Source organism: Microbacterium paludicola (assembly GCF_015235415.1).
Lineage (GTDB): Bacteria > Actinomycetota > Actinomycetes > Actinomycetales > Microbacteriaceae > Microbacterium > Microbacterium paludicola.
This window is the reverse complement of the sequence record NZ_JADGLL010000015.1, coordinates 24,753-50,470: the sequence shown is the minus strand read 5'-3', so window position 1 is coordinate 50,470 and position 25,718 is coordinate 24,753. Positions and strand designations below refer to the sequence as shown.

The following is a 25,718-nucleotide window of genomic DNA, read 5'->3' as shown; positions in this document are numbered from 1 at the left end:
CTGGATGACTGCCACGATTCTGGCGCCTGAGCGCGTGGGCTACGCCCCCGTGTCCTCACGGGTGACCGGCCTAGACTGGCGCGTGATGGATGACGAGCTCGATCTGGCCGACACCGACGACGTGACCGCGCAGTCGGGCTCTGGTGCGAGCCCCGCCGCGGAGGCGGGTCCCGAGACGGCTCGCGACCAGTTCCAGGAGCAGGCGCTGCCGTTCATGGATCAGCTCTACGGCGCCGCGATGCGCATGACGCGCAATCCGAGCGACGCCGCGGATCTCGTGCAGGAGACGTTCGTGAAGGCGTTCGCATCCTGGGCGTCCTTCACGCAGGGGACGAATCTCAAGGCGTGGCTGTACCGGATCCTCACGAACACGTACATCAACACGTATCGCAAGAAGCAGCGCGAGCCCTACCAGGGCACGATCGACGATCTCGAGGACTGGCAGCTCGGCGGTGCCGAGTCGACCACGGCCATGAGCAGCCGGTCGGCCGAGGCGGAGGCGATCGACCGGATGCCGGCATCCGTCGTCAAGGAGGCCCTGCAGTCCATCCCGGACGACTTCCGGATGGCGGTGTACCTCGCGGATGTCGAGGGCTTCGCCTATCAGGAGATCGCCGACATCATGAAGACCCCCATCGGCACGGTCATGAGCCGCCTCCACCGCGGACGGCGCCTGCTTCGCGACCTGCTGAAGGACTACGCGGCCGAGCGAGGGATCCAGGCCGCGACCGACACCCCCGCCGGCGCGCGCCCCGCGAGCCGACGTCCCAACAGGAGTGAGAGATGATCGACTGCGGCTGCGAGAAGGCGCGCCAGGACCTCGAGGAGTACCTCCGCAACGAGGTCTGCAAGACGGAGCACGCCGACATCAAGGAGCACCTGGCGACGTGCGCCGCGTGCCGCGACGAGGCGCTGGTCTCGCGCACGCTGACCGAGGTCGTCGCGCGTGCCTGCAAGGAGACGGCACCCGAGGAGCTCAAGGACCTCGTGCTGGCGCGGCTGCGCGACGCGCAGGCGGCGCACTGACCCATCCGGCGCTCCCGCGCAAGGGCGTGCTGAGCCGTCCCGGCGCTGGATAGTGTCGGAGGCATGGCAGAGCTTCCCGACGCCCGCACGCTTCCCCTCGATGAGACCACGCGAGCGGCGCTCGCGGAACGCGGCCTCGAGTATCGCCTGATAGAGAACGAGCGCGCCGCGATCATGGATGCCTGGTCGCACGCGGTGCGCCGAGGCTTCGCGGGGCCGGAGCTGTCGGACGACGAGATCGCCGAGTGGCGCGAGCCGATGTCCTGGCGACGGGTCACGGGTGTCTACGACCTGTCGACGCCGCAGGCCGAGCGGCCCGTCGCGACCGCCAGCTCGTGGGTCGCGCCGATGACCGTGCCCGGGGGCGTGCTGCCGTCGTGGTCGATCAGCACGATCACCGTGGCCGCCACCCATCGTCGCCGCGGCGTGGCGCGGGCGCTGCTCGAGGCCGAGCTGCGCGACGCGCATGCCGCCGGGGTCCCCGCGGCGGGCCTGACGGCGAGCGAGGCGACGATCTACGGCCGCTACGGCTTCGCGCCCGCCACAAGGATCGCGACCTGGAAGGTCGACACGCGCCGGGCGCGGTGGGCAGGGCCGGATGCGTCCGGGCGCGTGCAGTACCTCGATCGTGAGGACGCCGCGCGCCTGATGGGCGACCTGCACGAGCGGACGCTGCCCCATCGCGTGGGCGAGATCCCCGGCTGGCCGCGGCGCTGGCGCGGCCGCGTCGCCCTCGCCGAGGACAAGAGCGCCGCCGTCCGCACCGTGCGGTACGTCGACGCGGCGGGGGAGCCTCGCGGCGTGATGGCGTACAGCGTCGAGGGGGACCCGGAGGACGACGGTCGCGGCGTTCTCCGCATCCGATACCTGATCGCCGAGCACGACGAGGCGCTCGCCGCGCTCTGGCGCTTCGCGATCGAGCACGACCTCGTCGGCACCGTCGTCGCACCGATGCGTCCGGTCGACGAGCCGCTGCCCTGGTTCGTCGACGATGCGCGCGTGCCCGTCTCGCGCCAGAAGGACCACGGTTGGCTGCGGATCCTCGACGTCCCCGCCGCGCTCGAGGCCCGTGCGTACGCGGCTCCCGCCTCGTTCACGATGAGGGTGACGGATCCGCTCGGCTACGCCGATGGGATCTGGCGGGTCGACATCGCCGACGGGAAGGCGACGGTGGCGACGGCCGACGCGGCCCCGGACCTCGAGCTGTCCGTGATCGAGCTGTCGGCCGTCTACCTCGGTGGGTTCTCGCTCGCGGTGCTTCGGGCGGCGGGGCGCGTCTCGGGCTCGACCGAGACGGTGGATGCGGTGGACGCCGCGCTGCGCGTGCCGCGGGCGCCGTTCCTCAGCATCGTCTACTGAGCCGGGCGCACGGCTCAGGCGGCCGGTCGAGGGACGGGCCGTCTCACGCGTCCGCGGCGATCCGAGAGGCACGTCACCCGCCGGTAACCATGGTCGGGGACGTCGTTCACCTCCCGGAGAGTGGGACGTTCATGTGTCGTCCCTAGCGTTCGGGATGTCTCCCCCGAGACGAGCGCCACCCGAGCGCGCCCGCACCACAGCGCGGGCCTTCCCTTCCCTGGAGGACATCCATGATCCGTCGTTCCCTCATCACCGGGCTCGGCCTCGTCGCCGCATCCGCCCTCGCCCTCACCGGCTGCGCCTCGCCCGCGGCCGCCCCCGCCGCCGCCGAGGGCGCCGTCGACGCCGCGACCGCCACGAGCGTCGAGGACTTCGGCTCGTTCGAGGCGCTCGAGGAGGCCGCCAAGGCCGAGGGCGCGCTCAACGTCATCGCGCTTCCGCGCGACTGGGCGAACTACGGCGAGATCCTCGACCTGTTCGCCTCGAAGTACCCCGAGATCGCGATCAACGAGCAGTCGCCCGACGTCTCGAGCGCCGAGGAGATCGAGGCCGCCGAGACCAACAAGGGCCTCGACATCGCCCCCGACGTGTTCGACCTCGGACTCGCGGTCGCGCTCCAGAGCACCGACTACTTCGCGCCGTACCAGGTGCAGACGTGGGACGAGATCCCCGACGCACTGAAGGAGCCGACCGGCCTCTTCGTCGGCGACTACGGCGGGTACATGTCCGTCGGCTACGACTCGTCGAAGTTCCCCGAGATCACCGCTCTCGACGACCTGCTGGCCCCGGAGTTCAAGGGCTCGGTCGCGCTGAACGGCGATCCGACCCAGGCCGGCGCGGCCTTCGCGGGCGTGGGCCTCGCGACGCTGCAGTCGGGCGGCGACCTCGATGACTTCCAGCCCGGCATCGACTTCTTCGAGAAGCTCAACGACGCGGGCAACTTCCTGAAGCTCGACGTGACGCCCGCCACGATCGCCAGCGGCGAGACGCCCGTCGTCTTCGACTGGGACTACCTGAACGCGGTGCACACCGCCGACAACGAGAACTGGGAGGTCGTCGTGTTCGACGACCTCGGCTACGCCGGCTACTACAACCAGGCGATCAACAAGGACGCCCCGCACCCCGCGGCCGCGCGCCTGTGGCAGGAGTTCCTCTACAGCGACGAGGTGCAGAACCTGTGGCTGAAGGGCGGCGCCCGTCCCGTGCGCATGGACGCCATGACCGAGGCCGGCACGATCGACGCCGACCTCGCCGCGGCGCTGCCGGCGACGCCCGCCGAGACGCTCGTCCCCACGGAGGAGCAGAGCACGGCCGCCGGCGAGCTGCTCGGCGCCGAATGGGCCGCGGCGGTCAAGTGACCGTCCTCACCCTGCCGGCCGCGGAGCCCACCCCGGGCTCCGCGGCCGGCGACGCGGCGGCGCGCGCGACACCCGCGCGCCGCCGCAGCGCGGCCGCGGTGCTCGCGTGGCTCGGGCTCGCGCCGTTCGCCGCGTACATCGCGCTGTTCCTCCTGCTGCCCACCGTGCTCGCGCTCGGATCCGGGCTCTTCGACAGCGAGGGCGCGTTCACGTGGGACAACCTCAGCGCCCTCGTCGACCCGGTCATCCTGGCGGGCTTCTGGAGCACGATCTGGGTGTCCGCGCTGACCGCGGTCGTCGGCGCGGTCATCGGCGCCCTCGTCTGCTACGCGCTGCTGGGACTGTCGGAGCACAGCCCGGTGCGGCGCGCCGTCGACGCGGCCGCCGGGGTCCTCGCCCAGTTCGGCGGTGTCATGCTCGCGTTCGTCTTCATCGCCGCGTTCGGCGCGCAGGGAGTGGTCACGCTGCTGATCCAGAGCGTGCTCGGGGTCGACATCTACGAGGGCGGCATGTGGCTCTACGACCTGCCGGGCCTCATCGGCCCCTACCTCTACTTCCAGGTGCCGCTTATGGTCATCACCTTCATGCCGGCCCTGTCGGCGCTGAAGCCGCAGTGGGCGGAGGCGAACCTCACGCTCGGCGGCACGCGCGCGAGCTTCTGGACGCAGATCGGCATCCCCGTGCTCGCCCCGGCGTTCCTCGCGAGCCTCCTGCTGCTGTTCGCCAACGCGTTCTCGTCGTACGCGACGGCCGCGGCACTCGTCAGCCAGGGAGCGCCGATCATCCCGCTGCAGATCCGCGCGGCCCTGACGAGCGAGACGGTGCTCGGGCGCGAGAACCTCGCCGGTGCTCTCGCCCTCGGCATGATCGCCGTCGTCGCCCTCGTGATGTGGGGCTACTCGGTCATCCAGAAGCGCGCCGCGCGGTGGCAGCGATGAGCGCCGGGCTGATCGCGCCGTCGCGCGCGACCCGGTGGATCATCGGCGTGCTGGTCGGCGTCGCCTTCCTCGTGCCGCTCGCGGCGACGCTGCTTCACACGCTGCGCGACGGCGACGGCTACTCGGTCGCCAACTGGACCGGCCTGTTCGATCCCGCCGCGGCAGGCACGCTCCGCCCGCTGTGGATCGGACTCGGCAACTCGCTCATCCTCGCCCTCGTCACGGTGGCGATCGTGCTCGTGCTCATCGCGCCGACGATCATCCTCGTCAACCTCCGATTCCCGCAGCTCAAGCGCGCGTTCGAGTTCGTCGCGCTGCTGCCGATCTCGATCCCGGCGATCGTGCTTGTGGTCGGGCTCGCGCCTATCTACCTGCAGGTGTCGCGCACGCTCGGCACCGGCGCGTGGACTCTCGCCTTCGCGTACGGCATCACGGTGCTTCCCTTCGCGTACCGGGCGATCCAGGCATCCGTCGACGCGATCGACATCCGGACGCTCTCCGAGGCGGCGCGCTCGCTCGGATCCGGCTGGATCACCGTCGTGCTGCGCGTGCTCGCCCCGAACCTGCGCCAGGGGCTGCTCGCGGCATCCCTCATCTCGGTCGCCGTGGTGCTCGGCGAGTTCACGATCGCGTCGCTGCTGAACCGGCAGGTCCTGCAGACCGCGATGGTGCTCGTCAGCAAACAGGACGTCTACGCGCCGGCGATCTTCACCCTGATCGCGCTGGTGTTCGTGTTCATCCTGCTCCTCGTCATCGGCGGGATCGGCGGCCCGAAGGCCGTGCGCACCCCGCGCCCCCTCACGAAAGCGAAGCCGCAATGACCGCCATCGACGACATCCCGCTGGGGCTGCCGCAGACCTCCGGCAACGCCCTGCTCGCCGAGGCGGGCGAGGGCACCCGTGTCGAGTTCCGCGGGGTGGTGAAGGACTACGGATCCACTCGCGTGCTTCACGGCATCGACCTCGACATCCGCCCGGGGGAGTTCGTGTCGCTGCTCGGCCCGTCCGGCTGCGGCAAGACGACGGCCCTGCGCGTGCTCGCCGGCCTCGAGCAGGCGACCGGCGGATCCGTCCTGCTCGGCGGGCAGGACGTCTCGGCCACGCCGACGAACAAGCGCGACATCGGCATGGTCTTCCAGGCGTACTCGCTCTTCCCGCACCTCAGCGTCATCGACAACACCGCGTTCGGCCTGCGCCGCCGCGGCGTCGCGCGCGCGAAGGCGACGACGCGCGCGGGCGACGCGCTCGACCTCGTGGGCCTCGGGCATCTCGCCGACCGCTTCCCTCACCAGCTGTCCGGCGGACAGCAGCAGCGCGTCGCCCTCGCCCGCGCGCTGGTGACCGAGCCGCGCGTGCTGCTGCTCGACGAGCCGCTGTCGGCCCTCGACGCCAAGGTGCGCGTGCAGCTGCGCGACGAGATCCGCCGCATCCAGCTGCGCCTCGGCACCACGACGGTGTTCGTCACGCACGACCAGGAGGAGGCGCTCGCCGTCTCCGACCGGATCGCCGTCATGAACGCGGGCCGGATCGAGCAGATCGGCACGCCCGAGGAGCTCTACCTGCGTCCGGCGACGCCCGGGGTCGCGGCCTTCGTGGGGCTGTCGTCCGTCGTTCCGGCGGTGGTGTCGGGCGGCGTCGCGACAGTGCTCGGTGTGGAGGTGCCGGTCGTGGGCGAAGCGCCCGACGGCGCCGCGGAGGCGTTCCTGCGTCCCGAGAACGTGCGGCTCGGCGGCACCATCCCCGCCGTCGTGCAGGAGTCGACGTTCCTCGGCTCGCTGCGCCGCACCGTCGTGCGCACGGAGGACGGCACGCTGCTGCGCCTGCAGCACGCCGCGTCGGAGCGCCTCGAGTTCGAGGAGCGCGTCACGGTCGGCGTCGAGCCGGTGCCGGTGGTCGTGCGGCCGCTCGCCTGACGCCTTCTCCGGAGATCCCCGCTTCTCCGGGCCGGATGCGCCATCCTGATCCTGAGCACACGGGATCTCCCGCGAACCCGGACGGACGAAACGGCGTCATCCGGGAATGTCCCTTGTGAGGGCCGGAGAGCGGCCGGATCGAGGGGATGACATGACCGAGACGGATGAGCTCGACGCGCTGCTTGCCGGTGCGGATCCGACGTCCCGCGCGGATGGCGACGTGCGCGCGGAGCTCGAGCGGATGTCCGAGACGCCACGGCGCGGGCGGCTGCGCCGGTTCCCGCCGCGCGCCGCAGTGGCGACGGTGGCGGCCGTGCTGGTGCTCGGCGGGGGAACCGCCGCCGCGGCCGCGACCGGAGCCTTGGGATGGCAGCCGTGGGCGGAAGACCCGGATGCCGCGTGGACCTACACCGTTCCGAGCGGCGCGACGTGCGAGCTGCGGGTCGGCAACCTCACCGGCGCCGAGCCGGAGGTCGCCGCGGCCGTGCGCGAGTTCTACGCCACGCACGATGTGCTCACCGACGAGGCGATCGCGGCAGTGATCGAGGAGCGTCGAGCCGGGCAGCACTCGATCACGGTGGGCGCCGAGGAGGTCGACGTCGCCTGGGACGACCCGCGCATCTACGACGCCGATGACGAGTACACCGCGGCGGTGCACCGCGTCGCCAGCGAGGCCATGTGGGAGCACCTCGAGGCCGAGGGCATCGCGCTCGGCCCGGATGGCAGCTACGAGGGCGAGAGCCACTGCGAATGAGCGGCGAACTCACCCCCGCGCTGCGGGACAACGCCGAGGCCCTGCTGTGCTACTTGCAGCGTCGGCTGGCTCCGGAGGATGCGGCGGACGCCGTCGCGGAGGTGATGGCGACGGCGTGGCGGCGTGAGCGCGCCCTGCCGGATGACCCGGAGCAGGCGCGGATGTGGCTGTTCGGCATCGCGCGGAACGTGCTGCTTCACGCGCAGCGCGGCGAGGTCCGGCGCTCGAACCTCGCCGACCGGCTGCGGTCGCTCGTGGCGCGCTCGGCGCCGCCGGCCGACCGCGGCGTCGAGGTGCGCGACGCTCTCGCGCGGCTGGAGCCCGACCTGGCGGAACTCGTGCGGCTCGTCCACTGGGACGGCTTCAGCCTTGCCGAGGCGGCGGTGCACCTCGAGGTCCCCGCCTCCACCGCGCGCGGCCGCTATCAGCGTGCGAAGCAGCTGCTCCGTGAGGCGTTGGCTCCCGTCGCCTGACCCGCCGGCCCTTCTGATCGGACGCAGGGCGGGCGCGGATATCATCGCCACGTGACCCAGTCAGCCGCTCCCGCCCGCGCTCGGTGGGCGATCGGACCGGCGGCGGTCACGATCGGCGCGTTCGTGATCGCGCTGTGGGTGATCGAGGTCGTCGACACGCTGATGTTCAACCGCCTCGACCGCGAGGGGATCGAGCCGTGGCGGCCCGACGGCGTCTGGGGCGTGCTGTGGGCGCCGCTGCTTCACGCCGGATGGCCGCACCTCGTCGCGAACACCGTGCCTGCCCTCGTGCTCGGGTTCCTCGCCCTCGCGGTCGACTACCGCCGCGGGCTGGCGGCGACCGCGCTCATCTGGCTGGGCGGGGGAGCGGCCGTGTGGCTCACCGGCGGCCCGGGCACCGTGCATCTCGGCGCGAGCGGCCTGATCTTCGGGTGGCTGACGTATGTCATCCTGCGCGGGCTGTTCAACCGGCGCATCGGGCAGATCCTGATCGGCGTTGTGGTCGCCGCCCTCTACGGTGCGCTGCTGTGGGGCGTGCTGCCGGGACAGGTCGGCGTCTCGTGGCAGAGCCACCTCTTCGGCGCGATCGCCGGCGCGCTCGCCGCGGTGTGGCTGCGCGAGCGCCGCGACTGACGGGGCTCAGCGCGCCGGTGCGGTCCACTCGATCGTGTGGCGGAAGCCGAGCCGGCGCCGGAAGCGCGCGCCCGGAAGGTGACGGGCGAACGCCGCGCGCAGCTCCGAGAGCGTGACATCCGGATCCTTGGTCGGGAAAGGATCCCCGGAGGGCGGATCCCGCACCGGACGCGGATGCAGGATGACGCCGATCAGCGGGTTCGTCACGGACGAGAGCAGGTCCCACGCGAGGTCGATCCGGGTCTCGGAGCGGGCGAGGCCGATCACGAACAGGCGGCCGCCGGGCGCGAGCAGGCGGCGGATCCGGGGCAGCGCATCCTCGAGATCGAGGTGGTGGAGCACCGCGACCATCGTGATTCCGTCGAAGGTGCCGTCGACCTCGGCGAAGGACGCCACCCGGGCGGTGACGTTGGGGCGGTCGGCGCAGCGCGCGGCGGTCGCGGCGACCTGCGGCGCGTCGACGTCGATCGCCAGCACGCGCCCGAACCGATGGGACAGGCGCCAGGCGAGCAGACCCTGCCCGCACCCGACGTCGAGGACCGAGCGCCGGCGATCCGGAAGCCGCCGCGCGATCCAGCGGTGGAGCCGGTCGTTGTGGCTCCACGGGTGGCGCGCGTTTGTGCGGTTCAGCCAGCCGATGACCCGCGGAAGCGCCGCGCCGAGCCGGTGGGAGTCCATCCGGTCACGCTAGCGGCAGTCCGAGCCGAGGAGATCCGCGCTGCAGAGGAGATCCGGCGGAAGATCCTCCTCGCGTCGCCGGATCTCCTGATCTGGCCGCGCCATCGGAACGCGAAGCGGCCGGCCCCCGAGGGGACCGGCCGCTTCGCGTGTGAGCTGAGCTCAGGCGAGCGCGCGCTTCATGAGGTCGGCGTGCTCGCTCGCGTGGACCTTCGACGAGCCGGTGGCAGGCGATGCCGACGCGACCCGCGAGACCACGCTGATGGCGCGGCCCTTGAGGCTCTTCGCCAGCTGGAGCGCGATGAACGGCCACGCGCCCTGGTTCTCGGGCTCGTCCTGCACCCACACCAGCTCGGCGTTCGGGTACGTGTCGAGCACCGCGTTCAGCTGGTCGACCGGGGCCGGGTAGAACTGCTCGAGGCGAACGAGCGCGATGCCGTCGTTCGGGCGCTTGTCGAGCTCGCCGCGCAGATCCCAGTGGATCTTGCCGGAGTGAAGCAGCACCTTCGTGACCGCGTTCTTGTCGACGCCGCGGTTGTCGTCGAGCACCGGCTCGAAGCGACCCGACGTGAAGTCGGCGACCTCGCTCGTCGCGCCGCGCAGGCGCAGCATCGCCTTCGGGGTGAAGACCACGAGCGGGCGCCGGGGGCGCGCGTACGCCTGGCGGCGCAGCAGGTGGAAGTACGACGCCGGCGTCGACGGACGGGCGACCGTCATGTTGTCCTGCGCGCACATCTGCAGGAAGCGCTCGATGCGGGCCGACGAGTGGTCGGGGCCCTGACCCTCGTAGCCGTGGGGGAGCAGCATGACGACGCTCGACTCCTGGCCCCACTTCTGCTCGGCCGCGGTGACGTACTCGTCGATGATCGACTGCGCGCCGTTGACGAAGTCGCCGAACTGCGCCTCCCAGAGCACGAGCGCGTCGGGGTTCTCGACCGAGTAGCCGTACTCGAAGCCGAGGGCCGCGTACTCGCTGAGCAGCGAGTCGTACACCCAGAAGCGGCCCTGGTTCTCGGACAGGTTCACAAGCGGCAGCCACTCCTGGCCGTTCACGCGGTCGTGGAACGTCGCGTGACGCTGGGCGAACGTGCCGCGGCGCGCATCCTGGCCGGCGAGGCGCACCGAGGTGCCCTCGACCAGCAGGGAGCCGAACGCCAGCAGCTCGCCGAAGGCCCAGTCGATCTGGCCGTTGCGGCTCATCTGGACGCGCTTGTCGAGCACCTGCTGAAGCTTGCTGTGGACGGTGAAGCCCTCGGGCTTGTTGGCGTGGGCGTCGCCGATCTGCGCGATCACCTCGGCGGGGACGCCGGTGGACTCGGGCTCGCCCGCGGGCTCGACGGCGACGGGACCCGACGCGTCGACGACCGGGATGGATCCGGTCTCGGCGGCGTGCGTCTCGGCGAAGGCGATCTCGAGGCGCTCCTGGAAGTCGCGCTTCGCCTCCTCGTACTCCTCCTCGGTGATGTCACCGCGGCCGACGAGCGCCTCGGTGTACAGGCGGCGGGTGGAGCGCTTCGCCTCGATCAGGTCGGTCATGAGCGGCTGCGTCATCGACGGGTCGTCGCCCTCGTTGTGGCCGCGGCGGCGGTAGCAGACGAGGTCGATGACCACGTCGCGGTGGAACCGCTCGCGGTACTCGAACGCCAGCTCGGCCACGCGCGCGACGGCCTCGGGGTCGTCGCCGTTCACGTGGAAGATCGGCGCCTGGATCGTCTTGGCGACATCCGAGGCGTAGACCGACGTGCGGCTGTCCTGCGGGAGCGTCGTGAAGCCGACCTGGTTGTTGACGATGACGTGCACCGTGCCGCCCGTGCGGTAGCCGCGCAGCTGCGACATCTGCAGCGTCTCGACGACGACGCCCTGGCCCGCGAAGGCCGCGTCGCCGTGGACGAGGATCGGCAGCCAGGTGAAGGATCCGACCGGCTTGCGGTCCTGCTTGGCGCGGACGATCCCCTCGAGCACGCCGTCGACGGTCTCGAGGTGCGACGGGTTCGCGGCGAGGTAGACCGAGAGCTCGGCGCCGCTCTCGGACACGAACGTGCCCTCGGTGCCGAGGTGGTACTTCACGTCGCCCGAGCCGCGCTTGTTGCCCGGCAGCGCGCCCTCGAACTCCTGGAACACCTGGCCGTACGTCTTGCCGGCGATGTTCGTCAGGACGTTCAGGCGACCGCGGTGGGCCATGCCGATCGCGGCGCCCTCGAGCCCGGAATCGGCCGCGCCCTCGAGGATGCGGTCGAGCAGCGGGATGAGCGACTCGCCGCCCTCGAGCGAGAAGCGCTTCTGGCCGACGTACTTCGTCTGCAGGAAGGTCTCGAAGGCCTCGGCCTCGTTCAGCTTGCGCAGGATCCGCAGCTGGTCGTCGTGGTCGGGCTTCGTGTACTTCAGCTCGAGCTTCTGCTGGAACCACTCGCGCTGCTCGTGGTCGTGGATGTGCATGTACTCGATGCCCGTCGTGCGGCAGTACGAGTCGCGGAGGACGCCGAGGATGTCGCGCAGCTTCATCGTGCGCTTGCCGCCGAAGCCGCCCGTGACGAATTCGCGCTCGAGGTCCCAGAAGGTCAGGCCGTGCGACTCGATCTCGAGGTCGTGGTGGAGGCGCTGCACGTACTCGAGCGGATCCACGTCGGCCATCAGGTGGCCGCGGACGCGGTAGCTGTTGATGAGCTCCTGCACGCGGGCGGTCTTGTCGACGCGCTCGGCGAGGTCCACGGCGACGTCGCTGTTCCACGCGATGGGCGCGTAGGGGATGCGCAGCGCCGCGAAGATGCCCTCGTAGAAGCCGCGCTGACCGATCAGCAGCTCGTGCACTTTCTTGAGGAACTCGCCGGAGCCGGCGCCCTGGATGACGCGGTGATCGTAGGTGCTCGTGAGGGTGATCGTCTTGCCGATCGCCAGCTCGTTGAGCGTCTTCTGGCTGGCGCCCTGGAACTCGGCGGGGTAGTCGAGGGCGCCGGCGCCGATGATGCAGCCCTGGCCCTTCATCAGACGCGGCACCGAGTGGACCGTGCCGATCCCGCCCGGGTTGGTGAGCGAGACCGTCGTGCCGGCGAAGTCGGCGGCGGTGAGCTTGTTGCCGCGCGCGCGCTTGACGAGGTCCTCGTACGCGGCGAGGTACTCGGTGAACGAGAGCGTGTCGGCGTTCTTGATGCTCGGGACGAGCAGGGCGCGCGTGCCGTCGGGCTTGGGCAGGTCGATGGCGATGCCGAGGTTCACGTGCGCCGGTGCGACGACCGACGGCTTGCCGTCGATCTCGGCGTAGAACACGTTCTGGCTCGGGAACTCCTTCAGCGCCTGGATCAGGGCCCAGCCGATGAGGTGCGTGAAGCTGACCTTGCCGCCGCGGGTGCGCGACATGTGGTTGTTGATGACGATGCGGTTGTCGATCATCAGCTTCGCCGGGATGGTGCGGACGCTCGTGGCCGTGGGGACCGTGAGCGACTCGTCCATGTTCTTGGCGAGGGTCTTGGGCATGCCGCGCAGGACGGTGACCACGTCCTCGTCGACCTTCGCCTCGGCGGGCTCGGTGGGAGCCTTCGCCTTCTGCGGAGCATCGGCCGGGATCGGCGCGGGGGCGGCGGGCTTCGCGGTCGTCCGCGCCACGGGCTGCTGCCCGGTGGGCTGCGGGGCGGCGACGGCCTCCTGCGGGGCCTCGGCCGGCTTCGCGGCGGGGGCCGCCGGCTGCGCGGCGGGGGCGGGAGCCGCGGCGGCCGGCGCGGCGGGAGCGCTCGGCGCGGGCTGTCCGGTGCGACCGGCCTGGTAGGCCTCCAGAATCGGCCACCACTCCTTGTCCACCGAGTTCCTGTCGGCCGTGAACTGCTCGTAGAGCTCATCCACGAGCCACTGATTGGCTCCGAACTCTCCGTCGTTCGCGGTTCCGGTGCCCGTTCCCTGGCTCGACACGGCCGAATCGCCTTCTTTCATCGGTGAAATCCTGGACCCGGATACCCCTTGGGCGGTACCCGTCGTCTTGCGCCCACACGGCTGCCTGCGTGGCGCGGGCGCGCCCCAAAAGCCTAGCTCAGATCGTCCGTCGCCCTCCGCGTGCGGGTGCCACGCGGAGGTCCCTTTCAGGACGGATGCGCCGTGTCCCCCTTGGTCGCTATGTTGAGCGGGCATGCGGTCGCGCAGGGGGCGCGTCCGCGATATCGAATCGGAGCATTCCCGTGGATCCCTTCACCCTGTTCTTCACGGTGGCGCCCATCGTCGTCGGCGTCATCGTCGTCGGGCTGATCGTGCTGCTGCTGTTCCGCGCCTGGTACCGGATCGCGAAGGCCGACGAGGCGCTCGTGATCGTCGGAAAGAACCAGCGCGGCGAGGACGGGGCGACGTCCCGGATCACCGTCGTCACGGGCGGCGGAGCGATCGTCAACCCGATCACGCAGCGCGCCGAGCTGATCTCCCTGCGCGCCCGCCAGATCAACGTCGAGCCCACCGCCCAGTCGTCGAACGGCGTCACGGTGGACGTCACCGGCGTCGCGCTGTTCAAGATCGGCTCGGAGCCCGAGCAGGTGCGTCGCGCCGCCGAGCGCTTCGCGTCGCAGGACAACGCGATCGAGCAGTTCACGCGCGAGCAGCTCGAGGGCTCGCTGCGCGGCGTGGTCGCGATGCTCACGGTCGAGCAGCTCATGCGCGACCGCCAGCAGCTGTCCGACCAGATCGCCGAGAACATCAAGGGCGACCTTGAGGCGCAGGGTCTCATCCTCGACTCGTTCCAGATCCAGGGCATCACCGACAAGAACGGCTACATCGAGTCGCTCGGCGCGAGCGAGATCGAGCGCGTCAAGCGCGACGCCCAGGTGGCGAGCATCTCGGCGCAGCGCGAGGTGCAGCGCAACAAGATCGCGACCGACGAGCAGAACCTCGTCGAGTACACGGCGTACCAGAAGAACACGGCCAACGCGAAGGCAGAGATCGGCCGCGCGAACGCCGAGGCCGAGGCCGCCGAGAAGCTTGCCCGCGAGAAGCTCGAGCAGGCGGTGCTCGAGCAGGCCGCCATGAACCAGTCGGCGAAGCTCGACGCCGAGGTGCGCCGCGTGGCCGAGGCCGCCACGTATGAGCGCCAGCAGAAGGCGGACGCCGAGGCGTACGAGCAGCAGAAGGCCGCGGATGCCGAGGCGTACGCGCGCATCAAGGAGGCCGAGGCGCAGGCAATGATCGCCGAGCAGAAGGCGCTCGAGCTGAAGACCCGTGCCGCGGCGGATGCCGAGACGGTGCGCCTTGCCGCCGAGGCCGATGCGACCGCCGCACGCGCGGCGGCCGAGGCCGCGGCGTTCTCGGCGCAGCAGGAGGCGCAGGGGACGAAGTTCCGTGCCGAGGCGGACGCCGAGGCGATCCGGCTCGCGGGTGAGGCGAAGGCGGCGGCGATCAAGGCCGAGGCCGCGGCGATCGCGGAGCACGAGGAGGCCCTCATGGCGCAGCGTGCGATCGAGGCCGTCGTGCCGATGATGGCCGAGTTCGCCAAGGGCTACCAGCGCGTCGGATCCATCACCGTGCTCGGCGGCGAGGGCGGCGCGTCCGCGCACCTCGCGAACGAGCAGGCGGTGGGAATGCGCGCGACGTTCGACGCGGTCAAGGCCGCGACCGGCGTCGACCTCTCCGCGATCATCGCCGGCCGCGCGGTCGGCGAGGCGATCGGCGAGGGCATGCGTCCCGCGACCACGCCCACGCCCGCGGCACCGGTGCGCCAGGCGGCCCCGGCGGCCGACGTCGCGACCGGCGACGACTCGGCGCTCTGACGCCGTTGCCCGCGCGGCCGGCATCGCGCCGGACGCGCGGGCACACCGCTGGTGGTGGGGGGCGGATGTGGAGAGCGGCGCTCGGATTCCTCGGCCGCCGCATAGCCGCCGGCCCTAGACTCGGAGACCTATGGACGACCCTCCCAGTAGTAGATCGCCCCACTGCCCGGCCTTCGCGATGAGCGGAGGTGGGTCCGCATGGACCTGATCCTGCTCGGCGTGGGGCTCCTTCTGACGGTCGGCACCGGCCTCTTCGTCGCGAGCGAGTTCGCCCTGGTGAACCTCGACCGCGCGGATCTCGAGGCCCGCCGCGATCGCGGCGAGACGCGCCTCGGCATGACGATCGCGGCGCTGCGCCAGACCTCCACGCACCTCTCGAGCGCCCAGCTGGGCATCACGCTCACGACGCTGCTCACGGGTTACACGCTCGAGCCGGCGTTCTCGCATCTTCTCGAGCCGGTCATGCTGTCGTGGGGGCTCGCGGAGGCCGCCGTCGCGCCCATCGCGACGGTCGTCGCCGTCGCGATCGCGACGATCCTGTCGATGATCCTCGGCGAGCTCGTGCCGAAGAACTTCGCTCTGGCCGTACCTCTCGCGACCGCGAAGCTCGTGGCACCGTTCCAGATCGCCTTCACGGCGGTGTTCCGCCCCGCTGTCGCCCTGCTCAACGGCAGCGCGAACGCCGTGCTGCGGGCCTTCGGCATCGAGCCGAAGGAGGAGCTCTCCGGCGCGCGCACGGCCGAGGAGCTGTCGTCCCTCGTGCGGCGGTCGGCCCTCGCCGGCGTGCTGGAGGAGGACACCGCGACGCTGCTCGACCGCAGCCTGAACTTCTCGCGCCTCAGCGCCGGCGACGTCATGACCCCCCGCCCGCGGGTGCACGCGGTCGCCGCCGGTGACTCGACCGACGACGTGATCGAGCTCGCGCGTCAGACCGGCCACAGCCGCTTCCCGGTGTTCGACGAGTCGATGGACGACATCGTCGGCGTCGTTCACCTCAAGGCCGCAGTGGCCGTGCCGCGCGAGCGCAGGGCCGATGTCCCCGCGGCCGCGCTCGCCACCGAGCCGCTGCGGGTGCCCGAGACCGTGCACCTCGACCAGCTCGTGTCCGAGCTGCGCTCGCGCGGCTACCAGATGGCGGTGGTCGTGGACGAGTACGGCGGCACCGCGGGCGTCGTCACCCTCGAGGACCTCGTGGAGGAGATCGTGGGCGAGGTGGCCGACGAGCACGACCGGCGCCTGGCCGGCGTCGTCCGCCACCGCGACTCGATCACGTTCCCCGGCCAGCTGCGTCCGGATGAACTCGAGGACCGCGCCGAGGTCGAGGTGCCCCAGGACGACGCCTACGACACCGTCGGCGGCTACATCATGAGCGTGCTCGAGCGCATCCCGAGCGTGGGCGACTCCGTGCGCATCGAGGGCGGGACGCTGTCGGTCGAGCGGATGGACGGACGCCGCGTCGACCGCGTGCGGTTCACCCCCGACCCGCCGCCCGAGCCGGATCCGATCATCGAGCGGCGCTCGAGCGACCAGGGATCGCGTGCCGGACAGTCGCGTCGCGGCTCCGAGAAGCGAGGCGAGCGATGAACGACTGGGCCGGAATCGCATGGCTTGTGGTGCTGCTGCTCGCGAACGCCTTCTTCGTCGGCGCCGAGTTCGCCGTCATCTCGGCACGCCGCTCGCAGATCGAGCCGCTCGCCGAGCGCGGCTCGCGGGCCGCAAAGACCGCGCTGTACGCGATGGAGCACGCGACGCTGATGCTCGCGACCTCGCAGCTGGGCATCACGATCTGCTCGCTGCTGATCCTGAACGTGTCGGAGCCGGCGATCCATCACCTGCTCGAGGGGCCGCTGGGTCTCACCGGCATGCCCGAGGGGCTCGTCGACACGGTCGCGTTTGTGATCGCGCTGCTTCTCGTGTCGTACCTCCACGTGGTGTTCGGCGAGATGGTGGCGAAGAACATCGCGTTCTCCGTTCCCGACCGCGCCGTGCTGCTGCTGGCGACGCCGCTCGTGTGGGTGTCGAAGGTGTTCCATCCGGTCATCTGGGCGCTGAACTGGGTCGCGAATGCGGTGCTGCGCCTGTTCCGCGTGGAGCCGAAGAACGAGGCCGCGTCGACGTTCACGCTCGACGAGGTCGCGACGATCGTGACGCAGTCGCGCCGCGAGGGTGTCCTCGACGACGTCTCGGGAGCCGTCGCCGCCGCGGTCGAGTTCACCGACAAGAAGGCGAAGGACGTCGCCGTGCCGCTGAGCGAGATCGTCTCGCTGCCGGAGACGACGACGCCGGATGAGATCGAGCGCGCGGTCGCCAAGCACGGCTACTCGCGCTACGTGATCGTCGACCTGGAGGGCGAGCCCGTCGGCTACGTGCACCTCAAGGACGTCCTGAAGGCCGCGGACGACGGCGACGTGCCCGCGAAGTACGCGCGTCCGATCCCGCCCAAGCGCATCCATCACATGGTGCCGGTGCTGGAGACGACCGACCTGGAGGACGCCCTCGCGGTGATGCGCCACCAGGGCCGTCACCTTGCGCGCGTGCGCGACGCGGAGGGGCGGACGACGGCGGTGCTGTTCCTGGAGGACATCCTCGAGGAGCTCATCGGCGAGGTCCACGACGCCACACGACGCCGGCACTGACGCCTTGCGGTGCGGGCGGAAGGCGCGGAGGTACTGCGGCGGCCAGAGGCTTTCGGGGTCCTCGCCCAGCTCCGTGGCGGCGCGGAGTCCGAAGTGCGGGTCGCGCAGCCACTCGCGCGCCGCGAAGATGGCGTCGGCCGAGCCGTCCTGCAGGATCCGCTCGGCCTGCTCGCCCGTCGTGATGATTCCCACGGCGGCGACGGGCACCTCGGCGAGCTCGCGGATGCGCTCCGCGAACGGCACCTGATACCCGGGGCCCACGGACAGCTGCTGGTGAGCGACGAGGCCCGCGCTCGAGACGTCGACGAGATCGGCGCCTGCGTCGGCCACCCAGCGCGCCGCCTGCGCGACGTCCTCGGGGACGAGGCCGCCCGGCGCGGCATCCGAGGCCGAGAAGCGCACGAGCACCGGCACTCCCTCGCCGGCCTCCGCGCGGACGGCGCGGACGACGTCGACCACGATGCGGGCGCGGTTCTCGAGGCTGCCGCCCCACTCGTCCTCGCGCTCGTTGGTGAGCGGCGAGAGGAACTCGTGAAGCAGGTAGCCGTGGGCGGCGTGCACCTCGAGCACGTCGAAGCCGGCGTCCAGCGCGCGACGCGCCGCAGCGCGGAAGGCCTCGACAACGGCCGCGATGCCCGCGGCGTCGAGCGCGACGGGGGCCGCGAATCCGGGGTACGCGATCGCGGACGGCGCGACGGTGGTCCATCCGCCCTCCTCGGACGGGACGGTGCCGTCGTGGCCCGCGAACGGCCACCAGGTCGATCCCTTGCGGCCGGCGTGGGCGAGCTGGACGCCGGCGAGGGCTCCCCGCGCGTGGATCGCGGCGACGATCGGGCGCCACGCCTCGCGCTGTGCGTCGTTCCACAGCCCGACGTCGCGCGGCGAGATGCGGCCCTCCGGCACCACCGCGGTCGCCTCGGCGACCACCAGGCCCGCACCGCCCGACGCGAACTGCGCGAGGTGCACGTGATGCCAGTCGTTCGGCATGCCGTCCTCGGCGCTGTACTGGCACATCGGCGCCACCCACAGGCGGTTGCGGGCGGTGACATCGCGCAGCGTGAGCGGGGTGAACAGCAGGCTCATGGAACTCCGATCGTGACCGGGACGGCGCCCGGGACGGGGATTAGGGTGACGGCATGGAAGCACGCGAGTGGACCGCGGCGGATGCGGCATCGGTCCTCCGGATGCCAACGGCGGCCTCGCACAAGTATTCCCGGGGTGTGGTGGCGCTGCGCACCGGATCGCCCGCGTACCCCGGTGCCGCGGTGCTCGGCGCCGAGGGCGCGGCACGCAGCGGCGCGGGCATGGTGCGCTGGATCGGCGACCCGGATGTCGCGCGGCTCGTGCTGCAGCGACGGCCGGAGGTCGTGACCGGGCAGGGCCGGGCCGACGCGTGGGTGATCGGCTCGGGCGTGGACGCGCGCACGCGGCCCGACGACGTGCGGTCGGCGATGATCCACATCCTGCGCTCGGGCGCGCCGGTCATCGTCGACGCCGGAGCGCTCGACCTCGCGGCCGAGTCGCGCGGCCCCATCGTCGTCACACCGCACGACGGCGAGCTCGCCGAGGTGCGCATCCCGCTGGGGCTCGGCGTCGACGACGTCGAGGGCGACGACCCTCTCAAGGGCCGCCTGAAACGCGGCTTCGACGAGCGCCTGCTCGTGGCCCGCGAGACGGCGGTGGCGCTCGGGGGAGCGGTGCTGCTGAAGGGCACCGCCACCATCGTCGCCTCGCCCACGGGCTGGTTCACGGTCGTGCGGGCCGGCACCCCGTGGCTCGCCACCGCGGGAACGGGAGACGTGCTCGCCGGGGCGATCGGCGCCGTGGCGGCGACGGCGGCGGCGACCGGCCCCGTCGACGCCGAGGCCCTGGCGAAGATCGCGGCGACCGGCGCCTGGCTGCACGGCCATGCGGCGCGGCTCGCCGCCGGCACGGCCTCCGGCGGAACGGGGCATCCGATCACCGCCCTCGATGTCGCCGCGCACCTCCCGGCCGCGTATGCCGCAGCGCTCGCCGCGCGTGAGCAGGACACCGGCGCCTCCTAGGATGAGCATCGTGCGTCGGCGACTGCTTCCCTGGCTCGCCTTCGCGCTCGTCCACGTGCTCGTCGGCTGGCTCGGCTGGCAGCTGCCGAATCAGCCGATGGGCGATGTGTACTTCGTGTACGAGCCGTGGTCGAACGCCGCCCTGCACGGGGCATCCATCGTCGGGATCACGGAGTCGTGGGTCTACCCGCACCTTGCGCTCGCGCCGATGATCCTCGCGCACGCCTTCGCGTGGCTCGGGGGCTACACCGTCGCGTGGGCGGTGCTCGTGACGCTGTGCAACGCGGCCGGATTCTGGGTGCTCCTCGGCGACGGCCGGTCGCGCTCGCGGTCGACGGCCGCGTGGTTCTGGCTCGCGTTCATCCTGCTGCTGGGGCCGGTGGGGATGTACCGGATCGACGCGATCACCGTGCCGCTCGCGATCGTCGGGCTGCTCTGGATCGTCCGCCGCCCCGTGCTCGCCGCGGGGCTGCTCGCCGCGGGCGCGTGGATCAAGGTGTGGCCGGCGGCCCTCCTCGCCGCGGCCTTCGTCGCCCTCCGCCGTCGGCTCGAGGTCGTCACGGGTGCGCTCGTCGCCTCCGCTCTGGTCGTGGCCGTCGTGGTGCTCGCCGGGGGAGCGGCGCACCTGCTCGGCTTCGTGACGGCGCAGACGGGCCGGGGGCTTCAGCTCGAGGCGCCCGTCAGCAGCGTGTACCTCTGGGGCGCGGCCCTGCACCTCGACGGGTGGTGGCTGTTCTACGACGAGAACATCCTGACCTTCCAGGTGACCGGCCCGAACGTCGACCTCGTGATCGCCGCGATGACCCCGCTGCTCGTGCTCGCCACGGTCGCCGTTGTGCTGCTCGGCGCCCTCAAGGCCCGGCGCGGCGCCTCGATCGTGCGGCTGCTTCCCCCGCTCGCGCTCGCGCTGGTCGTCGTGCTGATCGCGCTGAACAAGGTCGGATCCCCGCAGTTCCACGACTGGCTCATCCCGCCGCTCGTCCTCTGGATCGTCCTCGACCGGCGCGGCGCCCGTCCGTTCGTGGCGCTGGGTCTGCTCACCGCGGCGCTCACGCAGGCGGTGTATCCGCTGCTCTACGGCGGTCTCCTCGCGGCAGACGTCACCGCGGTGACCGTCCTCACGGCGCGCAACATCGTGCTCGTGATCCTCATGATCTGGGCGATCGTGCGCCTCGCGCGGGTGCCGATCCGCTCCGCCGCGCGGCATCCCGTCGCGCCGGCTCCCGCCGCCGTCTGAACACGAAACAGGAGACAACCAATGCTCGTCGCCTTCTCCGTCGCCCCGTCCGGCTCGAACGTCGAGAACCCCGACGGATCCGTTCACGACGCCGTCGCCGCGGCCGTCAAGGTCGTGCGCGAGTCGGGCCTCGCCCACCGCACAACGTCGATGTTCACCGAGATCGAGGGTGAGACCTGGGACGAGGTGATGGATGTCGTCAAGCGCGCCACCGAGGCCGTGATGCCGTTCGGCTCGCGCGTCTCGCTTGTGCTCAAGGCCGACATCCGCCCCGGATACTCGGGCGAGATCGACGGCAAGATCGCCCGCCTCGAGGCGGCGATCGACGAGTCCGACCGCTGACCCCGGTCCCGGCCCCTGTGCGCGCGGAGCCGTCCGGCGCCCCTTAGGCTTGTACGCATGACCTCCTCGACCCCGTCGAGGGGGGCGGCGATGTGGGCGCTCCTCTCCCTCGCCATCGGCTCCTTCGGCATCGGCATGACCGAATTCGTCTCCATGGGGCTGCTTCCCGGCATCGCGCGCGACCTGCTCGCGACCGCCTGGGCGACGAGCCAGGCGGATGCGATCGCGCAGGCCGGCCTGCTGATCAGCCTGTACGCGCTCGGCGTCGTGATCGGCGCTCCGCTCATCGCGGGCTACGCGGCGCGGTTCCCGCGTCACCGCGTGCTGATCGTCCTCGCCTCCCTGCTGCTCGTCGGCAACCTGCTGACAGTGCTCGCGCCGACCTTCGAGACCGTGGCGATCGCGCGGCTGATCGCGGGCCTCCCGCACGGCGCGTACTTCGGCATCGCGGCGATCGTCGCCGCCGACCTGCTCGGCCCCGGCAAACGGGCCCGTGGCGTCTCGATCGTGATGAGCGGCCTGACGGTCGCGAACGTCGTGGGGGTGCCGCTCGGGACGTGGCTCGGGCAGGTCGCCGGATGGCGCGCCGCCTATGCGGTGGTCGTCGGGATCTTCGCCCTGGGCGTGCTGATGATCGCGCTCGTCGTCCCGTCGATGCCGAGCGAGGGATCCCGCTCCCTGCGGCACGAGCTCGGCGTCTTCCGGCTCGGTCAGGTCTGGATGACGCTCGGCGTCGGCGCCATCGGCTTCGGCTCGTTCTTCGCGATCTACAGCTACATCTCGCCGATCATGACCGAGGTCGCCGGCGCCCCCGAGTGGGCGGTGCCGATCGTGCTCGTCGCGACGGGCCTCGGCATGACGGTGGGCAACCTCGTGGGCGGCGTCGTCGCCGACCGCAACCTCGCGCGCGCCCTGGTGGCCGCCTTCGTGCTGCTCGCGGTCGGCTCCGCGGTCGTCGGCGTCGCCGCGCACAACGCCGTGACCCTGGTGATCGCGATGCTGCTGTTCGGAGCGATCAGCGCGCTGGCGGGGCCCGCGGTGCAGACCCGACTGATGGACGTCTCCGGCGACCGCCCGACGATCGCGGCGGCCCTCAACCACTCGGGGATGAACATCGGCAACAGCCTCGGCGCCGCCCTCGGCGGCGGCGTGATCGCCCTCGGCTGGGGCTATGTCGCCCCGGCGTGGCTGGGCATCGTCCTGGCGGTGCTGGGCGTCGGCATGGTGCTCGCGAGCTTCGCGCTCGAGCGCCGCGCCGAGCGGGTGCCGGTCCTGCAGGCCTGAGCTCCGGCCGGATGCCGCGGCGCCGCCTACAATCGGCGCATGACCGTCACCACTGAGTCGTTCGCAGCCGGCACCGTCGTGGGAGGTCCCTCCCTCCCGCAGGAGCGCCGCCTCGTCACCGCGATCCCGGGGCCCCGCTCGCAGGAGCTGCTGGCGCGCAAGGCCGAGGCCGTCGCCGTGGGCGTCGGTCACTCCGCCCCGATCTCGGCCGTCGCCGCGGGCGGGGGAGTGATCGTCGACGCCGACGACAACTCCCTGATCGACCTCGGCTCGGGCATCGCGGTGACAACGGTCGGCAACGCGCATCCCAAGGTGGTCGAGGCCGTGCAGCGCCAGGTCGCCGCGTTCACCCACACCTGCTTCATGGTCTCGCCGTACGAGTCGTACGTCGCCGTGGCGGAGGCGCTGAACCGTCTCACCCCCGGCGACCACGCGAAGAAGAGCGCCCTGTTCAGCACCGGCGCCGAGGCGGTCGAGAACGCGGTCAAGATCGCGCGCAAGCACACGGGCCGTCAGGCGATCGTCGCCTTCGACCACGGATACCACGGCCGCACCAACCTCACCATGGCGCTCACGGCGAAGACCATGCCCTACAAGAGCGGGTTCGGCCCCTTCGCCCCCGAGGTCTACCGCGCCCCGCTGTCGTACCCGTTCCGCGACGGGCTGACGGGCGCCGAGGCCGCCGCGCGCGCGATCTCGATGATCGAGAAGCAGATCGGCGGAGACCAGGTCGCCGCCGTCATCATCGAGCCGATCCAGGGCGAGGGCGGCTTCATCGTCCCCGCCGACGGCTTCCTTCCCGCCCTCGTCGAGTGGTGCCGCGACAACGGCGTCGTGTTCATCGCCGACGAGGTGCAGACCGGGTTCGCCCGCACCGGCGCCATGTTCGCGAGCGAGCTCTTCGGCATCGTGCCCGACCTGATCACCACGGCCAAGGGGCTCGCCGCTGGCCTCCCGCTCGCCGCGGTCACGGGCCGCGCCGAGATCATGGACGCCGCCCACCCCGGCGGCCTGGGCGGCACCTACGCCGGCAACCCCATCGCCTGCGCCGCGGCGCTCGCCGCGATCGACGCCTACGAGACCGAGGACCTCCCCGCACGCGCGGCCGAGGTCGGCGCGATCATCCGCCACCGCTTCACCGCGCTGCAGGCGGGTGACGCGCGCATCGGCGACGTGCGCGGTCTCGGCGCAATGATGGCCGTCGAGTTCGTCGATCCCACCACGAAGGAGCCGGATGCGGCCCTGGCGGCGGCGGTCGCGAAGGCCGCCATCGCCGAGGGCGTCATCGTCCTCACCTGCGGCACGTACGGCAACGTCATCCGGTTCCTGCCGCCGCTGTCCATCGGCGACGAGCTGCTGAACGAGGGTCTCGACGTCGTCGCCGAAGCCCTCGCGAGCGTCTGACCGCGGGGTCGCGGCTCGACTAGCTCGAGCCCGCGGCCCCGGCGGCGCGCCGTCGGCGCTCGGCGAGCTTCCGCCGCATCCGCACGATCAGCATCACGGCGCCCACCAGCAGCAGCACGGCGAGGACGGCCGCGAGCGGCAGCAGCAGGAAGCTCAGCACGAGCAGGATGACGGCCGCGGCGTCCTCGCCGAAGCTCACCAGCACGTTCGACACCGGCTCGGGCAGCATGTTGACCACTGCCCGGGTCGCGGTCTTGCCGAAGCTCACGCCCGCCGCCGTGACACCGCCCGCGACGGCGGCGCCGACCGCCACGCCCGTTCCCTCGTCGACGCCGACGCCGATGCCGTAGCCGAGCGCCGCGCCGAACAGCGGACGCAGGACGAGATGGATGCCGTCCCACGCCGAGTCGAGGTAGGGCAGCTTGTCGACCACGACCTCGCCGAGGGCGAGCAGGCCCACCACGATCAGCACCCACGGCTGGGCGAGCATGTCGGGGATCGCCTCGATCACGCCGGCGGCGGGGCCGGCGGCATCGAGCGGGACGAGAGCCTTCACCGCGCCGAGCGTCAGCACGACGAAGTAGGGACGCAGGCCCGAGACGGTGCCGGAGGCGATGGCGAGCAGCGCGGCGGTCCATGCCGGATCCATCGGCGGCTCCCCTCGGTCAGTCGCTCGCGAGCAGGCGCCGCAGATGCGCTCCGACCGCGGCGGTCTCGATCAGGAATCCATCGTGCCCGAAGTCGCTGTTCAGCACGACCGCCTCGTCCCCGTCGAGCGTCCGCGGGATGCCGCGCGCGATCCGGCGCTGGCCGTCGATGGGGAACAGGCGATCCGAGTCGATGCCGAGCACAAGGGACGTCGCCGTCACGCGGCCGAGGGCGTCCTCGACGCCGCCCCGATCGCGGCCGACGTCGTGGGAGTCCATCGCGCCGACGAGTCGGATGTACGAGTTCGCGTCGAAGCGCCGCGTGAACTTGTTGCCGTGGAAGTCGAGGTACGACTCGACCGCGAACCGACCCCCGTGCCCGAGCGGGCTGACGCCCGACTGCCACGAGCGCTGGAACCGCGAGTTGAGCTCGGTGGGACTGCGGTAGTTCAGCAGCGCCATCCGGCGGGCGAGCGCCAGGCCCCGATGCGGTCCGTCGCCGGCCGCGGCCTCGTAGTACTCGCCGCCGCGGAAGCGCGGGTCGATGTGGATCGCCTCGAGCTGCACCGAGTTCAGGGCGATCTGGTCGGCCGTCGTCACGGGAGGCGCCGACAGCACCGCGAGGCGGGCGACGCGATCCGGCTCTCCGACGGCCCACTCGAGCGCGTGCATCCCGCCCATCGAGCCGCCGATCACCGCCGCCCAGACGTCGATGCCCAGGGCATCCGCGAGCCTCGCCTGCGCGGCGACCTGATCGCGCACGGTCAGATACGGGAACCGGGCCGCCCACGCCTCGCCGTCGGGGTGGATGCTCGCGGGGCCGGTCGATCCCTGGCAGCCGCCCAGGATGTTCGGCGCCACCACGAACCAGCGGTCGGTGTCGATGGGCGCGCCGGGGCCGACGATGTCGCCCCACCAGCCGGCCGTCGGATGCCCGGGGCCGGCGTCGCCGCGCACGTGGCTGTCGCCCGTGAGCGCGTGCGCGATCAGGATGGCGTTGTCGCGCGCCGGATTCAGCTCGCCCCAGGTCTCATACGCGATCCGGAAGGACGGCAGGATGCCGCCGCCCTCGAGGCGCAGCTCGCCGAAGGAGGCGAACCGGCGGTCGCCGGCCGGGTCGCCGTCGCGCCAGGCGCCCGAGGCCGGGGGACGGCCGACCATCGACCGGGCGTCGGCCTCCGTCACCATGCTCGACGGCACCGTGTCCTCGGAGATCTGCCAGTCCATGCGCTTCATTCTGCCCGGCGGCGTGAGCGC

At 71.8% G+C, this 25,718-nt stretch carries 22 protein-coding genes and 1 pseudogene; 18 read left to right on the top strand and 5 right to left on the bottom strand.

The window, feature by feature from the left end; genetic code table 11:
• Nucleotides 1-4: 4 nt before the first annotated feature.
• The 10 genes from IR155_RS08015 (at nt 5) to IR155_RS07970 (ending at nt 8,453) form a co-directional block, all read left to right on the top strand.
• Complete coding sequence (locus IR155_RS08015; protein ID WP_194210312.1) at nt 5-787, top strand: sigma-70 family RNA polymerase sigma factor; 783 nt, start codon at nt 5-7, stop codon at nt 785-787.
• Nucleotides 784-1,026, top strand: a complete 243-nt coding sequence (locus IR155_RS08010) for a zf-HC2 domain-containing protein (RefSeq protein WP_135114316.1) — start codon at nt 784-786, stop codon at nt 1,024-1,026. The genes IR155_RS08015 and IR155_RS08010 overlap by 4 nt, the downstream gene beginning before the upstream one ends.
• A 63-nt stretch (nt 1,027-1,089) precedes the next feature.
• Entirely contained in the window at nt 1,090-2,385 is a 1,296-nt protein-coding gene (locus IR155_RS08005) for a GNAT family N-acetyltransferase (protein ID WP_135114315.1), read from the top strand.
• A gap of 230 nt (nt 2,386-2,615) precedes the next feature.
• Nucleotides 2,616-3,743 carry an ABC transporter substrate-binding protein gene (locus tag IR155_RS08000; RefSeq protein WP_135114314.1) on the top strand — a complete coding sequence of 376 codons (1,128 nt, stop codon included), beginning with the start codon at nt 2,616-2,618 and terminating at the stop codon, nt 3,741-3,743.
• Entirely contained in the window at nt 3,722-4,681 is a 960-nt protein-coding gene (locus tag IR155_RS07995) for an ABC transporter permease (protein ID WP_135114313.1), read from the top strand. The genes IR155_RS08000 and IR155_RS07995 overlap by 22 nt, the downstream gene beginning before the upstream one ends.
• Nucleotides 4,678-5,502: an ABC transporter permease gene (locus tag IR155_RS07990; RefSeq protein WP_135114312.1), complete on the top strand. Its 825-nt coding sequence runs from the start codon at nt 4,678-4,680 to the stop codon at nt 5,500-5,502. Before IR155_RS07995 ends, IR155_RS07990 begins: the two co-directional genes overlap by 4 nt.
• Entirely contained in the window at nt 5,499-6,593 is a 1,095-nt protein-coding gene (locus IR155_RS07985) for an ABC transporter ATP-binding protein (protein WP_135114311.1), read from the top strand. The genes IR155_RS07990 and IR155_RS07985 overlap by 4 nt, the downstream gene beginning before the upstream one ends.
• A gap of 151 nt (nt 6,594-6,744) precedes the next feature.
• The gene (locus tag IR155_RS07980) at nt 6,745-7,347 is read left to right on the top strand and encodes a hypothetical protein (RefSeq protein ID WP_135114310.1); all 603 of its coding nucleotides are present in this window, start codon (nt 6,745-6,747) and stop codon (nt 7,345-7,347) included.
• A complete protein-coding gene (locus tag IR155_RS07975) occupies nt 7,344-7,820 on the top strand; it encodes an RNA polymerase sigma factor (protein ID WP_135114309.1) in 477 nt (158 codons plus the stop codon). Before IR155_RS07980 ends, IR155_RS07975 begins: the two co-directional genes overlap by 4 nt.
• A gap of 51 nt (nt 7,821-7,871) precedes the next feature.
• Entirely contained in the window at nt 7,872-8,453 is a 582-nt protein-coding gene (locus tag IR155_RS07970) for a rhomboid family intramembrane serine protease (protein ID WP_209306755.1), read from the top strand.
• A gap of 6 nt (nt 8,454-8,459) precedes the next feature.
• Here IR155_RS07970 and IR155_RS07965 read toward each other — a convergent pair whose 3' ends face one another.
• A complete protein-coding gene (locus tag IR155_RS07965; RefSeq protein ID WP_135114308.1) occupies nt 8,460-9,131 on the bottom strand; it encodes a class I SAM-dependent methyltransferase in 672 nt (223 codons plus the stop codon).
• 162 nt (nt 9,132-9,293) lie between these two features.
• A complete protein-coding gene (locus tag IR155_RS07960) occupies nt 9,294-13,031 on the bottom strand; it encodes a multifunctional oxoglutarate decarboxylase/oxoglutarate dehydrogenase thiamine pyrophosphate-binding subunit/dihydrolipoyllysine-residue succinyltransferase subunit (protein ID WP_194210314.1) in 3,738 nt (1,245 codons plus the stop codon).
• Between the two features lie 263 nt (nt 13,032-13,294).
• Between IR155_RS07960 and IR155_RS07955 the strand changes: the two genes are divergently transcribed.
• From IR155_RS07955 to IR155_RS07945, 3 genes are all read left to right on the top strand, one after another.
• Nucleotides 13,295-14,866, top strand: coding sequence for an SPFH domain-containing protein (locus IR155_RS07955; RefSeq protein ID WP_233441150.1), 1,572 nt, complete (start codon nt 13,295-13,297; stop codon nt 14,864-14,866).
• A gap of 198 nt (nt 14,867-15,064) precedes the next feature.
• Nucleotides 15,065-16,450, top strand: a complete 1,386-nt coding sequence (locus IR155_RS07950) for a hemolysin family protein (RefSeq protein WP_135114305.1) — start codon at nt 15,065-15,067, stop codon at nt 16,448-16,450.
• A complete protein-coding gene (locus IR155_RS07945) occupies nt 16,447-17,502 on the top strand; it encodes a hemolysin family protein (RefSeq protein WP_135114304.1) in 1,056 nt (351 codons plus the stop codon). The genes IR155_RS07950 and IR155_RS07945 overlap by 4 nt, the downstream gene beginning before the upstream one ends.
• A gap of 21 nt (nt 17,503-17,523) precedes the next feature.
• Here the strand turns inward: IR155_RS07945 and IR155_RS07940 are convergent.
• Nucleotides 17,524-18,585, bottom strand: a pseudogene (locus IR155_RS07940) (NADH:flavin oxidoreductase/NADH oxidase); the annotation flags it as partial.
• 53 nt (nt 18,586-18,638) lie between these two features.
• On the opposite strand from IR155_RS07940, the gene IR155_RS07935 reads away from it, so the two are divergent.
• The 5 genes from IR155_RS07935 to gabT are packed head-to-tail and all read left to right on the top strand — an operon-like array spanning nt 18,639 to nt 23,814.
• On the top strand, nt 18,639-19,547 hold the full coding sequence (locus IR155_RS07935) for an ADP-dependent NAD(P)H-hydrate dehydratase (protein WP_135114303.1): 909 nt from the start codon (nt 18,639-18,641) through the stop codon (nt 19,545-19,547).
• Nucleotide 19,548: 1 nt separating this feature from the next.
• Nucleotides 19,549-20,784 (top strand): glycosyltransferase 87 family protein, encoded by a 1,236-nt coding sequence (locus IR155_RS07930; protein WP_228066825.1) that lies wholly within the window; start codon nt 19,549-19,551, stop codon nt 20,782-20,784.
• 21 nt (nt 20,785-20,805) lie between these two features.
• The gene (locus tag IR155_RS07925; RefSeq protein ID WP_135114302.1) at nt 20,806-21,126 is read left to right on the top strand and encodes a thiamine-binding protein; all 321 of its coding nucleotides are present in this window, start codon (nt 20,806-20,808) and stop codon (nt 21,124-21,126) included.
• Nucleotides 21,127-21,183: 57 nt separating this feature from the next.
• Nucleotides 21,184-22,410 carry an MFS transporter gene (locus IR155_RS07920; RefSeq protein ID WP_135114301.1) on the top strand — a complete coding sequence of 409 codons (1,227 nt, stop codon included), beginning with the start codon at nt 21,184-21,186 and terminating at the stop codon, nt 22,408-22,410.
• A gap of 39 nt (nt 22,411-22,449) precedes the next feature.
• The gene (gabT, locus tag IR155_RS07915) at nt 22,450-23,814 is read left to right on the top strand and encodes a 4-aminobutyrate--2-oxoglutarate transaminase (protein WP_135114300.1); all 1,365 of its coding nucleotides are present in this window, start codon (nt 22,450-22,452) and stop codon (nt 23,812-23,814) included.
• A 19-nt stretch (nt 23,815-23,833) separates the two neighbouring features.
• On the opposite strand, the gene IR155_RS07910 is transcribed toward gabT, so the two are convergent.
• Nucleotides 23,834-24,463, bottom strand: a complete 630-nt coding sequence (locus IR155_RS07910) for a DUF4126 domain-containing protein (RefSeq protein ID WP_135114299.1) — start codon at nt 24,461-24,463, stop codon at nt 23,834-23,836.
• Nucleotides 24,464-24,479: 16 nt separating this feature from the next.
• Nucleotides 24,480-25,688 (bottom strand): homoserine O-acetyltransferase MetX, encoded by a 1,209-nt coding sequence (metX, locus tag IR155_RS07905; protein ID WP_135114298.1) that lies wholly within the window; start codon nt 25,686-25,688, stop codon nt 24,480-24,482.
• Nucleotides 25,689-25,718: the final 30 nt, after the last annotated feature.

Coding starts and splice junctions, on each gene's coding strand:
- IR155_RS08015 (WP_194210312.1), top strand. CDS start 5: ATGACTGCCACGATTCTGGCGCCTGAGCGCGTGGGCTACGCCCCCGTG.
- IR155_RS07945 (WP_135114304.1), top strand. CDS start 16,447: ATGAACGACTGGGCCGGAATCGCATGGCTTGTGGTGCTGCTGCTCGCG.
- gabT (WP_135114300.1), top strand. CDS start 22,450: ATGACCGTCACCACTGAGTCGTTCGCAGCCGGCACCGTCGTGGGAGGT.
- IR155_RS07975 (WP_135114309.1), top strand. CDS start 7,344: ATGAGCGGCGAACTCACCCCCGCGCTGCGGGACAACGCCGAGGCCCTG.
- IR155_RS07990 (WP_135114312.1), top strand. CDS start 4,678: ATGAGCGCCGGGCTGATCGCGCCGTCGCGCGCGACCCGGTGGATCATC.
- IR155_RS07980 (WP_135114310.1), top strand. CDS start 6,745: ATGACCGAGACGGATGAGCTCGACGCGCTGCTTGCCGGTGCGGATCCG.
- IR155_RS07985 (WP_135114311.1), top strand. CDS start 5,499: ATGACCGCCATCGACGACATCCCGCTGGGGCTGCCGCAGACCTCCGGC.
- metX (WP_135114298.1), bottom strand. CDS start 25,688: ATGGACTGGCAGATCTCCGAGGACACGGTGCCGTCGAGCATGGTGACG.
- IR155_RS07935 (WP_135114303.1), top strand. CDS start 18,639: ATGGAAGCACGCGAGTGGACCGCGGCGGATGCGGCATCGGTCCTCCGG.
- IR155_RS08000 (WP_135114314.1), top strand. CDS start 2,616: ATGATCCGTCGTTCCCTCATCACCGGGCTCGGCCTCGTCGCCGCATCC.
- IR155_RS08010 (WP_135114316.1), top strand. CDS start 784: ATGATCGACTGCGGCTGCGAGAAGGCGCGCCAGGACCTCGAGGAGTAC.
- IR155_RS07910 (WP_135114299.1), bottom strand. CDS start 24,463: ATGGATCCGGCATGGACCGCCGCGCTGCTCGCCATCGCCTCCGGCACC.
- IR155_RS07965 (WP_135114308.1), bottom strand. CDS start 9,131: ATGGACTCCCACCGGCTCGGCGCGGCGCTTCCGCGGGTCATCGGCTGG.
- IR155_RS07930 (WP_228066825.1), top strand. CDS start 19,549: ATGAGCATCGTGCGTCGGCGACTGCTTCCCTGGCTCGCCTTCGCGCTC.
- IR155_RS08005 (WP_135114315.1), top strand. CDS start 1,090: ATGGCAGAGCTTCCCGACGCCCGCACGCTTCCCCTCGATGAGACCACG.
- IR155_RS07925 (WP_135114302.1), top strand. CDS start 20,806: ATGCTCGTCGCCTTCTCCGTCGCCCCGTCCGGCTCGAACGTCGAGAAC.
- IR155_RS07995 (WP_135114313.1), top strand. CDS start 3,722: ATGGGCCGCGGCGGTCAAGTGACCGTCCTCACCCTGCCGGCCGCGGAG.
- IR155_RS07920 (WP_135114301.1), top strand. CDS start 21,184: ATGACCTCCTCGACCCCGTCGAGGGGGGCGGCGATGTGGGCGCTCCTC.
- IR155_RS07950 (WP_135114305.1), top strand. CDS start 15,065: ATGGACCTGATCCTGCTCGGCGTGGGGCTCCTTCTGACGGTCGGCACC.